The organism is Baekduia sp., assembly GCF_035318805.1.
Taxonomy (GTDB): domain Bacteria; phylum Actinomycetota; class Thermoleophilia; order Solirubrobacterales; family Solirubrobacteraceae; genus Baekduia.
Genome location: NZ_DATHDY010000063.1, coordinates 1 through 14137, shown reverse-complemented (window position 1 = coordinate 14137; position 14137 = coordinate 1). Strand labels below are relative to the sequence as shown.

General features: G+C 73.1%; 9 protein-coding genes. 8 read left to right on the top strand and 1 reads right to left on the bottom strand.

What is annotated here, in order from left to right; all coding sequences use genetic code 11:
- The first annotated feature begins 26 nt into the window (after nt 1-26).
- From treZ to VK501_RS14310, 4 genes are all read left to right on the top strand, one after another.
- Nucleotides 27-1703: a malto-oligosyltrehalose trehalohydrolase gene (gene treZ / locus VK501_RS14325; protein ID WP_324338400.1), complete on the top strand. Its 1677-nt coding sequence runs from the start codon at nt 27-29 to the stop codon at nt 1701-1703.
- Entirely contained in the window at nt 1700-3832 is a 2133-nt protein-coding gene (glgX, locus tag VK501_RS14320; protein ID WP_324338399.1) for a glycogen debranching protein GlgX, read from the top strand. The genes treZ and glgX overlap by 4 nt, the downstream gene beginning before the upstream one ends.
- Nucleotides 3829-6003 carry a malto-oligosyltrehalose synthase gene (treY, locus tag VK501_RS14315; RefSeq protein WP_324338397.1) on the top strand — a complete coding sequence of 725 codons (2175 nt, stop codon included), beginning with the start codon at nt 3829-3831 and terminating at the stop codon, nt 6001-6003. The genes glgX and treY overlap by 4 nt, the downstream gene beginning before the upstream one ends.
- Nucleotides 6004-6530: 527 nt before the next feature.
- Complete coding sequence (locus VK501_RS14310; protein ID WP_324338395.1) at nt 6531-7739, top strand: glycosyltransferase family 4 protein; 1209 nt, start codon at nt 6531-6533, stop codon at nt 7737-7739.
- A gap of 30 nt (nt 7740-7769) precedes the next feature.
- On the opposite strand, the gene VK501_RS14305 is transcribed toward VK501_RS14310, so the two are convergent.
- A complete protein-coding gene (locus tag VK501_RS14305) occupies nt 7770-9287 on the bottom strand; it encodes a serine protease (protein ID WP_324338393.1) in 1518 nt (505 codons plus the stop codon).
- 115 nt (nt 9288-9402) lie between these two features.
- Between VK501_RS14305 and VK501_RS14300 the strand changes: the two genes are divergently transcribed.
- The 4 genes from VK501_RS14300 to VK501_RS14285 all read left to right on the top strand — a co-directional run bounded on the left by VK501_RS14300 (nt 9403) and on the right by VK501_RS14285 (nt 14002).
- Nucleotides 9403-10338, top strand: a complete 936-nt coding sequence (locus VK501_RS14300) for a hypothetical protein (RefSeq protein ID WP_324338391.1) — start codon at nt 9403-9405, stop codon at nt 10336-10338.
- Entirely contained in the window at nt 10335-10829 is a 495-nt protein-coding gene (locus tag VK501_RS14295) for a cysteine dioxygenase family protein (RefSeq protein WP_324338389.1), read from the top strand. Before VK501_RS14300 ends, VK501_RS14295 begins: the two co-directional genes overlap by 4 nt.
- 174 nt (nt 10830-11003) lie before the next feature.
- Nucleotides 11004-12785 (top strand): hypothetical protein, encoded by a 1782-nt coding sequence (locus VK501_RS14290; protein ID WP_324338388.1) that lies wholly within the window; start codon nt 11004-11006, stop codon nt 12783-12785.
- An 8-nt stretch (nt 12786-12793) separates the two neighbouring features.
- Entirely contained in the window at nt 12794-14002 is a 1209-nt protein-coding gene (locus tag VK501_RS14285) for an NAD(P)/FAD-dependent oxidoreductase (RefSeq protein ID WP_324338387.1), read from the top strand.
- Nucleotides 14003-14137: the final 135 nt, after the last annotated feature.

The window sequence follows — 14137 nt, the reverse complement described above, 5'->3', positions numbered from 1 at the left end:
GCGCCACCCCCGTCGCCGACGGGCTGGTGCACTTCCGCGTGTTCTCCCTGGACCACGAGCCGCGCCTGCTGCTCGGCGACGCCGAGCACCCGATGCAGGACGAGGGCCACGGCACCTGGACGGCCGCCGTCCCCGCCGCGGCCGGCGACGACTACTCCTACATCATCGACGGCCGGCGCCTGCCCGACCCGGCCACCCGCCTGCAGCGCGGGGGGCTGCGCGGGCCGTCGCGCGTCGTCGACCCGCGGGCGTGGACGTGGACCGACCAGAGCTGGGGCGGCGTCGCGCTGGAGGACCTCGTCCTCTACGAGCTGCACGTCGGCACGTTCACCGAGGAGGGGACCTTCGACGCGGCGATCGGCCGGCTGCGCGAGCTGCGCGAGCTCGGCGTGACCGCGATCGAGCTGATGCCCGTCGCCGACTTCCCGGGGCGCCGCGGCTGGGGCTACGACGGCGTCTACGTCTGGGCCGCGCACGAGGCCTACGGCGGCCCCGACGGGCTGCAGCGGCTCGTCGACGCCGCGCACGCCGAGGGCCTCGGCGTGATCCTCGACCTCGTGCTCAACCACGTCGGCGCTTCCGGCGAGCAGGCGCTGCGCGCGTTCGGCCCGTACTTCACCGACCGCTACTCGACCTTCTGGGGCGAGGCCATGAACTACGACGACGCGTGGTCGGGCCCCGTGCGCGAGTGGGCGATCCAGGCCTCGGAGATGTGGATCCGCGACCTGCACCTCGACGGCCTGCGCCTCGACGCCGTCCACGCGATCTTCGACCAGAGCGCCGAGCACGTCGTCGCCGAGCTGGCGCGCCGCGTCCACGCGCAGCGCTGGAGCTCGCTCGTGATCGCCGAGTCGGGGCTCAACGACCCCAAGGTGGTTCGGGACGCCGCGCACGGCGGCTGGGGCTGCGACGCGGCGTGGGCCGACGACGTCCATCACGCAGTGCGTACCCTGGTGACCGACGAGCACGAGGGCTACTACGCCGACTTCGGCACCATGGCCGATCTGGCGCACGTCTTCCGGGACCCGCACCGGGACGACGGACGCTGGTCGGAGTTCCGCCACCGGCGCTTCGGGGCGCCGGCCGCGAACTGCCCGCCCGAGCGGTTCGTCGTCTTCGACCAGAACCACGACCAGGTCGGCAACCGGGCCCTCGGCGACCGGCTGCCACCGCAGGCGCGCCGGCTCGCCGCGTTCGCCACGCTGCTCTCGCCGTACACGCCCATGCTGTTCATGGGGGAGGAATACGGAGAGGCCGCGCCCTTCCAGTTCTTCACCGACCACATCGACCAGGAGATCGCCATCGCCACCCGAGAGGGACGCCGCAGCGAATTCGCGTCGTTCGCCCACTTCGCGGGCGAGGAGGTGCCCGACCCCCAGGATCCGGCCACGTTCGAGCGCTCCACGCTCACGCGCCGCGGCGACGACGAGGGCCTGCGCGACCTCTACGCGCGGCTGCTCGCCGAACGCCGCCGGCTGCCGCGTGGCCCGGTCGACGAGATCGCCTACGACGAGGACGCCCGCTGGCTGCGCGTGCGCCGCGGCAACCGCACCATGATCATGAACTTCTCCGACGCCGAGCAGATGCTGCCGGGTCCGCCGCGCGAGCTGCTGCTGGGCACCCACGACGCGGTGGACCTGCGCGCCGACGGCACCGTGATCCTGCCGCCGCTGTCGGGCGCGCTGGTGAAGGACGCCGCATGAGCCGGGAGGTGTGGCCGGGCGAGCCGTTCCCGCTCGGGCCGAGCTGGGCCGGCGAGGGCACCAACTTCTCGATCTTCAGCGAGCACGCCGAGGGCGTCGAGCTGTGCCTGTTCGACCGCGAGGGCCACGAGGAGCGCATCCCTGTCGTCGAGCAGACGGCCCACCACTGGCACTGCTACCTGCCCGGCGTCGGCCCGGGGCAGCGGTACGCCTACCGCGTCTTCGGCCGCTACGCGCCGACCGAGGGCCATCGCTTCAACCCCAACAAGCTGCTCATCGACCCCTATGCCAAGGCGATCGACGGCACGATCGACTGGGACGCCGCCAACGCGCTGCCCTACACGCCGCCCGACGACGAGGTCACCGACGACGCCGACCTCGAGTACGACGACGAGGACAGCGCCGCCGCGATCCCCAAGGGCGTGGTCGTCGACCCGTCCTTCGACTGGGAGGGCGACCGCCCGCCGCGCATCCCGTGGACCGAGACGGTCATCTACGAGACGCACGTCAAGGGCCTGACCAAGCAGTTCCCCGGACTGCCCGAGCAGCTGCGCGGCACGTACGCGGGCCTCGCCAGCGACGAGGTCGTCGCCTATCTGAAGGACCTGGGCGTCACGGCGGTCGAGCTGCTGCCGGTGCACCACATCGCCGACGAGTCGTTCCTGCACGAGGAGGGCCTGACCAACTACTGGGGCTACTCGACGGTCGGCTACCTGGCCCCGCACTCGCCCTATGCGGCCAACCGCGAGCCGGGCGAGAACCTGAAGGAGTTCAAGGGCATGGTCAAGGCCCTGCATCGCTCGGGCATGGAGGTGATCCTCGACGTCGTCTACAACCACACCGCCGAGGGCAACCACCTCGGGCCGATGTTGTCGTTCAAGGGCGTCGACAACGCCTCGTACTACCGGCTCGTCCCCGACGACCCGCACTTCTACATGGACTTCACCGGCACGGGCAACACGCTCAACGCCGTGAGCCCCGCGGTCCTGCGGATGATCATGGACTCGCTGCGCTACTTCGTCGAGGAGTGCCATGTCGACGGCTTCCGCTTCGACCTCGCGAGCACGCTCGCCCGGCAGTTCTACGACGTCGACCGCCTCGGCACGTTCTTCGACACGATCCACCAGGACCCCGTCCTCTCGCAGGTCAAGCTCATCGCCGAGCCGTGGGACGTCGGCCCCGGCGGCTACCAGGTCGGCAACTTCCCCGTCCTCTGGAGCGAGTGGAACGGAATGTACCGCGACACCATGCGCGACTTCTGGCGCGGCCAGGCGTCGATCGCCGACTTCGCCTCGCGCTTCACGGGCTCCAGCGACCTCTACGGCGACGACGGCCGCAGCCCGTTCGCGTCGATCAACTTCATCACCGCCCACGACGGCTTCACGCTGCGCGACCTCGTCTCCTACAACGACAAGCACAACGACACCAACAAGGAGGGCAACCGCGACGGGACCGACGACAACCGGTCCTGGAACTGCGGCGTCGAGGGCGACACCGACGACCCCGAGGTCAACAAGCTGCGCTCCAAGCAGCAGCGCAACTTCCTGACCACCCTGCTGCTCAGCCAGGGCGTGCCGATGCTGCTGGGCGGCGACGAGCTGTGCCGCACCCAGCACGGCAACAACAACGGCTGGTGCCAGGACAACGAGATCTCCTGGTACGGCTGGGAGATCGGCGAGGACGGACGCCAGCTTCAGGAGTTCACGCGCCGGCTGATCTCGCTGCGCCGCACCGAGCCGGTCTTCCGGCGCGAGCACTTCCTGGCCGGCGAGCAGTCCGAGCCGGGGCTGCCCGACGTCTGGTGGTTCCGGCTCGACGGCCGCCGCATGACGCGCCGCGACTGGGAGAACCCCGACCATCGCTCGCTCGGGGTCTTCCTCAACGGCCAGGCCACCGGCGCGCGCGACCGCGAGGGCCATCCGGTGCAGGGCGACTCGTTCCTGGTGCTCTTCAACGCTCACCACGAGGACGTCGTGTACAAGCTGCCGGCGGCGCGCTTCGGCAGCCGCTGGAGCGTGGAGCTGACGACGGCCGCGCCGTGGATCGAGCCCGGAGCCGAGAGCTACCGGGCCCGCCGCGACTGCTATCTCTCGGCGCGCTCGATCACCGTGCTGCGGAGGATGTCGTGAGCGGCAACGGCGCCGGGGCGCCGGCACGCGCCCCGTTCCGCGCGACCTACCGCCTGCAGCTCGGGACCGACCTGGACTTCGCGGCGGCGCGGGACCTCGTGCCCTACCTCGCCGACCTCGGCGCGTCGCACGTGTACCTGTCGCCGTCGTTTCAGTCGCGTCCCGGCTCGACGCACGGCTACGACGTCATCGACCCGGGGAAGGTGAGCGACGCGCTCGGCGGCGAGGAGGGCCTGCGGGCGCTGGCCGCCACCGCGCACGAGCACGGCATGGGGATCATCCTGGACATCGTCCCCAACCACATGGCCGCCGATGACGCCAACCGGTACTGGGCCGACGAGCGGCTGCGCGAGCAGTTCTTCGACGTCGACCCGGTCAGCGGCCGGCACCGGCGGTTCTTCGACATCGACGAGCTGGCCGGCGTGCGGATCGAGGACCCCGAGGTCTTCGCCGCGACGCACGCGCTGGCGCTGCGCCTGGTCGCCGAGGGCGTGGTCGACGGGCTGCGGATCGACCATCCCGACGGCCTGACCGATCCGCTCGAGTACCTCGAGCGGCTGAGCGAGGCCGGTGTCGAGCACGTGTGGGTGGAGAAGATCCTGACGCCGGAGCACCCACCTGAGCGCCTCCGTCCCGAGTGGCCGGTCGAGGGCACGGTGGGCTACGAGTTCGCCAACGACGTCGCCGCGCTCTTCGTCGATCCCGCCGCCGAGGCGCCGCTGACCGAGTTGTACGCCTCGCTGACCGGCGACGAGCGGGACTTCGCCGCGGTGGCCGCCGAGGCCAAGCTCGAGCAGGCGACGACGACGTTCACGCCGGAGGTGCAGCGGCTGCGGCGGCTGTGGCCCGACGTGCCCGACCTGGAGGCCGCGCTGTCGTCGCTGCCGGTCTACCGGACCTACGTCGAGCCGGTCACCGGCTTCCTGCAGGACGCCGACCGCGCGGTGCTGGCGCAGGCGCGCGAGCACGGCCTGCCCGCGGCGATCGAGCGGGCGATCCTGCTGCAGGACGACGGCGTGCCGGCCGAGTTCGTCCAGCGCTTCCAGCAGACCACGCCGCCGGTGATGGCCAAGGGCGTCGAGGACACGGCCTTCTACCGCTACGTGCGGCTGCTGGCGCTCAACGAGGTGGGCGGCGATCCGGGACGCTTCGGCATCACCGTCGACGCCTTCCACGCGGCCAACCTGGAGCGCGCGCCGAACAACCTGCTGGTCTCCTCCACGCACGACACGAAGCGCTCCGGCGACGTCCGGGCACGGCTCGTGGCGCTCACCGCGATGGCCGACGAGTGGGCCGGCGCGGTCCGCTCGTGGTTCGAGGTCAACGCCGAACTTCGTTCGGTCGAGACGGCAACGACGGGAGAGCACGCCGAGCTTCGTTCGGTTGAGACGACAACGACGGGAGAGCACGCCCCGCTGCGCACGGCGACGGCGACGGCGCCGACGCCGGTCGAGGAGCTGCTGATCTACCAGACGCTCGTCGGCGCCTGGCCGATCGAGGCCGACCGGCTCGAGGCATACCTGGAGAAGGCGCTGCGCGAGGCCAAGGTGTCGTCGAACTGGATCGATCCCGACCTCGAGCACGAGGCGGCGGTCAAGCGCTTCGCAGTCGACCTGCTCGACCACGGGCCGTTCCGCTACGGCTTCGACGTCGTGGCCGCGCGGGTCGCCGAGCTCGGCGCGCGGATCGCGCTCGCCCAGACGCTGCTGAAGCTGACCGTGCCCGGCCTGCCCGACGTCTACCAGGGCGACGAGCTGTGGGCGCTGTCGCTGGTCGACCCCGACAACCGCCGTCCGGTGGACTGGGACGGGCGCCGGGCCGCGCTCGCCGCGCTGCGCGCGGGCGCTCCGCCGACCGGCGAGACCGCCAAGCTGCACCTCGTCGCCGCGGCGCTGGACCTGCGCCGGCGCCGGCCCGAGGCCTTCGCCGGCGACTACACGCCCGTCCCGGCGGGCGACGACGTGATCGCGTTCCTGCGCGGCGACTCGGTGCTGGTCGCCGTGGCGGTCCGCGACGGCGCCACGGGCGCCGGTGGCTGGGACGTGCCCGCGGCGGCGGCGGGCCGCTGGCGCGACGTGCTCGGCGGCGAGGAGTACGAGCTGCCCGACGGCGCGACGCTCGGCGGCGTGCTCGGCCCCGACGGCCGCGCGCTGCTGGAACGCGTGGGCTGAGCCCGCGTCGAAGGCGAAGGCGATGCGTTCGGGCGGCGTCGGCGTTGGCGTCGGCGTTGGCGTCGGCGTTGGCGGCGCTCAGCGCGGTGCGTCGTGGGCGGTGCGAGGCGCTGGTCTGTCGGCGATGACGACGGAGGTTCGAGGGGGCGCCGGCGCCGTTGGTCTGCCGCCGGCGCTGGGGGTGGGGGATCGTTCGGGCCGAAATGATCGGTCGCGTGAGGTCCGGGTCGCCTGACAATGAACTATCCACGACGAAACGACCCGGATCCCTCGGAGCGACGATTCATGCCCGAACGACCCCGGCCCCAGCGCCGGCGGTCGACCGGCGGCGCCCCGCACCCCACGAGAGCTCCGTCGTCATTGCCCCCAGCCCACGTTCGCGGCACGACCAGCGTCCGAGCGGGACGCCGCCGCCGCGGGTCCGGGTCGCCTGACACCGAACTATCCACGACGAAACGACCCGGATCCCCGAATCGGCGCGGCACCGGTGCCGCGTCCTGGCCGCCTGGCCAATACCATCCGGCTCGGTGCCGATCCGCGTCCTCGTGGTGTCGTGGGAGTACCCGCCGATCGTCGAGGGCGGGTTGGCGCGGGCTGTCCGCAAGTTGAGCGAGGCGCTGGTCGCCGATGCCGACGTCGAGGTCCACGTCCTCACGCGGGCGGGCGAGCATGGGCCGCTCGACGAGCTGCGCCACGGCGTGCACGTGCACCGCGTGCGTGAGCCGCACTACCCGACGGCGCTGCCGGAGTTCGTCCAGTGGGTCGGGCGCATGAACCATGACCTGCTCGAACGCGGCCGCGCGCTCCTCGACGAGCACGACTTCGACCTCGTCCACGGCCACGACTGGCTCGTCGCCGTCGCCGCCAAGCGGCTGGCGGACCGCATCGGCGCGCCGTTCGTGACGACCGTCCACGCGACCGAGCACGGGCGGCATCAGGGCTGGGTCCACAAGTCGCCGCAGTCAGACATCCACCGCACCGAGCGCTGGATGGTCCACGTCGCCGACCAGGTGCTCGTGTGCTCGCACTACATGCGCGGGCACGTCGCCGACGTGTTCGGGATCGACGAGGACCGCGTCGCGGTCACGCCCAACGGCATCGATCCCGGCGACCTGCAGCCGGTCCAGGACCTCGCGGCGCTGCGCGCGCAGTTCGCCGAGCCCGACGAGAAGCTCGTCCTGCTCGTCGGCCGCCTCGTCTACGAGAAGGGCTTCCAGCACGCGCTCGAGGCGCTGGCCGGGCGCGACGGCGTGATCGCGCGGGTCGGCGGCGTGCGCTTCCTCGTCGCCGGCTCGGGCACGCACGAGTGGGAGCTCAAGGATCAGGCCCGCCGGCTCGGGCTGACCGAGCACGGCACGTTCATGGGGTGGATCGGCGACGACATGCTTCACTCGCTCTACCGGATCGCGGACCTGACCGTGGTCCCGTCGATCTACGAGCCGTTCGGGCTCGTGGCGCTCGAGGCGATGGCCTCGGGCTGCCCGTGCATCGTGGCCGACACCGGCGGGCTGCGCGAGGTCGTGCCCAACGAGCGCGTGGGACTGCGGTTCACCGCGAGCGACCCGCGGTCGCTCGGGCGGATGGTCGAGCGGGTGCTGACCGACGACGCGCTGCGCGACCGCCTCGTGGCCGAGGCGTCCGAGCACGTGCTGCGCTTCGACTGGTCCGACGTCGCCCGCCAGACGCGCGCGGTGTACGGCTCGCTGCTGCAGGCCGCGCCCGTGCGCACACGCTGAGGCGCGGGCGCGCGGCACCGCGCGAACGGCTCAGCTGAGCTTCTTCTTGAGGACCGTGGCCTTGGCCTGGCGGTGGCCGGCCGCGTCACGGGCGTAGACCGTGAAGGTCTGGGTGCCCTTGCGCAGGCGCGGCGTCTTGAGGCGGTAGCTCTTGCTGCCCGTCGGGACGGCGCCCTTCAGCGTGTGCCCGACGGTCTTCGTGCACTTCCGGCGCTTGCGGCCCGTACCGCACACGGTGCGGTACGCGGTGCTCACGCGCGCGTCGACCCCGGCGATGCCGGCGCTCGGCGCCGGGTCGGTGACCTTGACGTCGAGCACGCACATGGTGCGCGAGCAGCGGGCGGCCACGGTCGCCTTCGGCGCCGCGAGATCGCGCGGCGGACCCGGCGCGACGTATGGCGTCGGGGGCGGCGTCGGGACCACGTTCGGCCCCGGGGGGGGCGCGCTGGGGTCGGTGATGCCGACCGGCGCCGACGTCGCGTCGGCCATGCCGGTGAGGCGGTGGGCGGTGACGATGCAGCGGATGCTCGTGCCGACGTCGGCGCTCGACACGGCCAGGTACTGGCCGACCGCGAGGGCCTTGGTGTCGTTGACGAAGGTGTAGGCGTAGCTCGACGCGCCGGTCCACGTGCCGGGCTGGCACGTCAGGAGGTGACCGGGCGTCGCCGTGCCGCTCATGGTCGGCGCCGCGGTGTTGACGGGCGCGGCGACCGTGTAGCCGACGCCGAGCTGCGCGATGAAGTCGTGCACATGCGCGTTGGCCACGCGCGTGTAGAGGCCCGGGTAATTGTCCCAGGCGCACCCGGCGCCGGCGCTGACGATGCCGGCCAGCCGCCAGACGCCGCCGACCTGCACGGCGAGCGGGCCGCCGCTGTCGCCCTGGCAGGCGTCGAGGCCAGCCTGGCCGGCGCACAGCTGCACGCTGTCGTCGTAGTAGAGGTAGGCCGTGGCGCACTGGGTCGACGTGTGCAGCCCGTCGGCCTTCTGCAGCACCGCGGGCAGGAGGTCCTCGTTGGGCCCGTCCCAGGGGCTGCGGGCGTCGGTCGTGCCCCAGCCGCTGAGGCGCAGGTCGTCGGTGAGCGCCGGCCGGTAGCCGACGTCGGTCAGCGGGATCGCGGCGATGTCGGTCCGGCCGGCGAGGTCGAAGGCGCTGCCGAGCGTCAGGACCGCGGCGTCGTTGGTGAAGTGGTCCGGGTCGTACTGGGGATCGATCGCGACGCCGGTCACCGGCGGGGACTGCCCGCCGACGGGGTTGCTCGCGTCGGTCACGCCCGCGAAGACCTCGATGTCTGCGGGGGCGGTCACGGTCATCGAGTCGGGGTCGTAGACGCAGTGCGCCGCGGTGAGCACGTGCGTGGCGTCGAGCACCGAGCCGCCGCAGAGGTAGGGGCCGGGGAAGACGAGCGCCTGCCAGGGCACGACGGTGTCGTCGGTGATGGGGGATCCCCCGACGACGCGCGGGGTGACCGAAACGGCTGCGGACGCCCCGGGGGCGGTGGCCAGCAGCACGGCGAGCAGGGCGAGAACGGGCCCGGGGACACGGCGCATAGGGGAGTCAACGGCACGAGCGCGCCGGAACTTGAGCGCTGGATGCGGACTTCTGGCCCGCGACGTGCGTCCACCAATTACGGAATGTCGATTGGCTTTGTGTAGAATGGCCGATGTGACCACCCCCATGGTCTGCACCGACGTCCACCAGCACCTCTGGCCCGACGGCTTCGTCTCCGCACTGGCCGAGCGCGCCGTCGCGCCGGCCGTGCGCCGCGACGGCCGCGGGTGGATCGTGCGCGTGCCGGGCGAGCCCGACAGCCCGTTCGGCCCCGCGACGCACGACCCGGACGTCCGCGCCGCGTCCCTGCAGGCGGGCGGCCACGAGCGCGCGCTGCTGTGCATGTCGACGCCGCTGGGCGTCGAGGCCCTGCCCGAGGACGACGCCAGGCCGCTGCTGGACGCCTGGCACGACGGCGTGTTCGCCATCGGCGGCGCGTTCGGCGTCTGGGGCGCGCTGCCGGTCCACGGCGCGGTGCCGGCCGACGTCGACGCGCTGCTCGATCGCGGCGCGGTCGGCATCTCCCTCCCGGCCGCGGCGCTGGCGAGCCCCGCGGCGATCGAGGCCGCCGGGCCGATCCTGGGCCGCCTGGAGCGGCGCGGCGCCCCGCTGCTCGTGCACCCGGGCCCGACCGGCCCGCCCGCCGCCCGCACCGACGGCGGGGCCGCATGGTGGCCCGCGCTGACCGCCTACGTCGGCGACCTGCACCTCGCGTGGCACGCGTTCGCCGGGTTCGGCCGCGCCGCCCACCCGGCACTGCGCGTGTGCTTCGCCATGCTCGCCGGCCTCGCGCCGCTGCACGTCGAGCGGCTCGCCCTGCGCGGCGGTCCGGCCGACGCGGCGCTGGATCCCGACCTCTTCTACGACACGTCGTCCTACGGCCCGCGCGCGATCGCGGCCATGGCCGGCGTCGTCGGCCTCGACCAGCTGGTGACCGGCACCGACCGCCCGGTAGTCGACCCGCCGCTCCGGCCCCCGCTCGGAGAGCGGGCCGCCGTCCTCACCGCCACCACGAACGTCCACCGCCTGCTCTTCGGGAGGAGCGCATGATCCGACGCCCGCACCACGACCGCGACCTGTCCCGCGCCGAGCTCGAGCTCGCCGCCGTGGACCTCCTGCAGCGCCCGGAGGAGTGGGAGGCGTTCGTGCACCACGACCAGTCGGGCGCGCGGACCTACCACCAGCTCGCGCGCGACGACCACGTCGAGGCATGGCTGATCTGCTGGAGCGACGGCAACGACACGGGCTTCCACGACCACGACCTGTCGCACGGCGCCGTCGGCGTCGCGGCGGGGCACGTGCGAGAGGAGACGCTGACCCTGGGCGGCGATCCGGCCGTGCGCGAGGTCGGCGCGGGCGGCGTCTTCTCCTTCGACGCGACCGACATCCACCGCGTGCTGCACATCGGCGACGAGGCCGCCGTGACCCTCCACCTCTACTCGCCGCCCCTGCGCCGCATGGGCGCCTACGAGGTCCTCCCCGACGGTCGCCTGGCGCGCCGCTCGATCTCGGCCGAGCAGGAGCTGACGCCGAGCGCATAGGGGTGCCGTAGGCGGCCAGCGAGGCCGAGGCCCCACGACGGCCAGCCGTCGCCGCCGGAGGTGGGTCCCCAGTCGCGGGAGCGACACAGTCTCCTCGCCGGTGCTGGGCCCTTGCCGTCGTGGCAGGGGCTTTCTCCACACAGCGTTCGGAAGCGGATCTAATGCTTCACCGACATGGCGACGACGGCGGAAGCGGATCGGCCTCGCGCGGCGATCCGGGACGCCCGGGCGGGGCTGCGCCGACTTGGCGTCGAGCCCGTGGCCGGCGTGCTCGCGGCCGTCGTGGTGATCGGGCTGCTGGCCCACCCGCTCCTGCTCGGCGGCACCGACCGCGGCTGGGACTACTACTCGCACCTCTGGTACATCTGGCACCAGTCCGAGTCGCTGCGCGCCAACGGCGTGCCGTCGCTGTTCCTGCACGACGCGAACACGACGTTCAACCCGCACTACGCGTTCTACGGGGGGACGCTGTATGCCGCCGCGGGGCTGCTGGCGATCGCGTTCGGCTCGGTCGAGACGGGCTACGTCGTCAGCTGGCTGCTGGGGTTCGCCGCGGCGTACGGCGGCTGGTTCTGGCTGGCGCGCAGCGCGGGACTCGGACGCTGGTGGGCCCATGTCCCGGCGGTGCTGTTCGTCAGCTCCCCGTACTACCTGGGGTTGTCCTCGTCCCGCGGAGCCTGGCCCGAATTGGTCGCGGTGTCGATGATCCCGCTGTTCGCGGCATCGGCGCTCAGCGTTCTGCGGGCCGACCGGCTCAGATCGCTCCCCGTCCTCGCGCTGGTGGTGAGCACCGCGTTCCTCTTCGGCAGCCACAACATCACCATGTTGTGGGGCACGACCGTCTTGCTCGTGCTGGCAGCGGTGATCTGCCTCTGTGTGCCCGAGGCGCGCCGGCAGGTGACCGTCCGCGGAGTGGTGCGCGTGGCCGTCGTGCTGGCTCCCGCGGCGCTGGTCGACGCCTGGTTCCTGCTGCCCGACGTCGCCTACCAGTCCCAGACCTACATCGGCGGCAAGACCGAGGGGTGGCAGGAGCCGCTGCGGGGCTACGACCACTTCGTCGACGCCGACCACCTGCTGTCGCTCGGACGCGCCACGGCGGATCCGGGGCAGCCGAACTTCGCGCTGCAGCTTCCGGTGCTCGCGATCGCGTGGGCCGTGCTGGCGCTGCCGGTACTCAGGCCGCGCGGCGCGGCACCGTGGGCCCGCACGCTGGTCGTCCTGCTGGCGGCCGGCGCCGGGCTCGTCCTGCTCATGACCAGCGCGGGCCTGCTGCTCGCGCTGCCGGCCGTCTACGGGCTCGTGCAGTTCAGCTTCCGCCTGGAGAGCTACGTCCTGCTCGCGTTCGTCGGCGCCGTCCTGGCGGCGCTGGTGCTCGCCGGCGGGACGTCACCGCGGCGCCGGCTCTGGGCGTGGGCGATCGTGCCCGTCCTCGTGGTCTCGGTGATCCAGGGAGCGCGGCAGGTCGACCTGCACCGCACGCCCGTGCACTTCGTCCCGCCGCTGACCGCTGCGGCGCCCTATTCGCCCAAGGACGAGGGTCCCGGGGTCCAGGACTACGCGGGCTACGGCCTCCCCGAGGTCACCGGCGGCCACCAGCTGACGCAGGTGCGGTTCCCGCCGTCGTCGGCCGAGCACGGCGGTCGGGCGTCGGTCGTCGTCGATGCGCAGCCCGGGCAGCTGCTGTACGCCAACGTCATGACGGTCCCGGAGCTGGTCGAGCTCCACGGCGCCCGGTTCGCGGCGGTCGCCGCCGACGGACGGCACAACATCCTCGAGGTCGCGCCCGACGCCACGCCCGGCGCGGCGCGCCTCACCCTACGCGCCGCCGCAGCCTGGCCCGTCGTCTTCGGCCGGGTGCTCTCGGTCGCCGGCCTAGCCGGGCTCGCGGCGCTCGCGGCGGCGATGCTGCTCGCTGCACGCCGGCGCCGCCGGGGCTGGGCGCCTCGGCCTGATTGAATCCGCCCATGGCCGACCGCCGCGTGGAGCATCTGCTGATCGGGGGCGGGATCGCTGCGGCGACCTGCGCCCAGACGCTGCGCGACGAGGGGGCGCAGGGCTCGATCCTGCTGGTCGGCCGGGAGCTCGACCCGCCCTACCACCGGCCGCCGATCACCAAGGGCTTCCTGGCCGGCGCCGAGTCCAAGGACAGCACGCTGATCGCGCTGCCCGACGACGTCGAGGTGCTCACGCGCACGTCGGTCATGGCGCTCGACCCGGCGGCCCGGACCGCGACGCTCTCGACGAAGGAGACCGTCGAGTACGGCACCGCGCTGCTGGCCACCGGCGCGATGGTGCGGCGGCTGCAGGTCGACGGCACCCAGCTCGACGGCATCCACTACCTGCGGGCGCTCGGCAACGCCGACGCGCTGCGCCGCGACGTCGAGGGCGCCGAGCGGATCGTCTGCGTCGGCGGCTCCTACATCGGCTGCGAGGTCGCCGCGACGCTCGCGGCGCAGGGCAAGCGCTGCACGGTCGTGCTCCAGGAGGAGGAGCCGCTGGAGCGCGGCTTCGGCCTGCAGGTCGGCGCGTGGGCCCGCGGGGTCCTCGAGGCCCACGGCGTGGAGGTCGTCTCCGGCGTCGAGGTCGAGCGCTTCGAGGGTGCGTCCGAGGGCGCCGAGCGCGTGGCCCGGGTCGTCCTGGCCGGTGGCCGCGCGCTGCCCGCCGACGTGGTGGTCTGCGGCGTGGGCGCGCTGCCCGACGTCATGCTCGCCCGCAAGTCGGGCCTGGAGATCGGCCCGCAGGGCGGTGTCCGCGCCGACGCCCAGTTGCGCGCCGCCGGCGCCGACGGGCTCTTCGTCGCCGGCGACATCGCCGAGTACGACAGCCCGGTCCACGGCCGCGAGGTGCGCATCGAGCACGAGGAGGTCGCCGCGGCGCACGGGCGCACGGTCGCGCGCAACATGCTCGGTGCGGGCGCCGAGCACGTCGAGGTGCCCTACTTCTGGAGCGACCTCGCCGACTGGGCGAGCGTCGAGTACGTCGGCCCCGCCGAGGGCTGGGACGACGAGGTGCTCGCCGGCGACCTCGCCTCCGGCGCCTTCGCGGTCTGGTACCTGCGCGACGGCGCGGTGGCCGGGATGCTCAGCGCCGGCGGCCACGGTGACATCGACCGCGCGAAGGCGCTCATCGCCTCGGGCGAGGCGGTCGGCGCGGAGACGCTGACGGCCGGCTAGTGGGTCGGCCAGAAACGTTTGACCGGTAATGGCCGTCAGGCGGCGATGAGGAGTTTGCGTTCGGCGGCGATGAGGCGTTGGTCGCGGTGCGGTCCGTTGCGGTAGCGGATGTGGTCGGCCATCGCTTTGGCGAGG

Bases quoted from the DNA above. Each gene is read 5' to 3' on its own strand.
- glgX (WP_324338399.1), top strand. From the start codon at position 1,700: ATGAGCCGGGAGGTGTGGCCGGGCGAGCCGTTCCCGCTCGGGCCGAGC.
- VK501_RS14305 (WP_324338393.1), bottom strand. From the start codon at position 9,287: ATGCGCCGTGTCCCCGGGCCCGTTCTCGCCCTGCTCGCCGTGCTGCTG.
- VK501_RS14295 (WP_324338389.1), top strand. From the start codon at position 10,335: ATGATCCGACGCCCGCACCACGACCGCGACCTGTCCCGCGCCGAGCTC.
- VK501_RS14290 (WP_324338388.1), top strand. From the start codon at position 11,004: ATGGCGACGACGGCGGAAGCGGATCGGCCTCGCGCGGCGATCCGGGAC.
- VK501_RS14285 (WP_324338387.1), top strand. From the start codon at position 12,794: ATGGCCGACCGCCGCGTGGAGCATCTGCTGATCGGGGGCGGGATCGCT.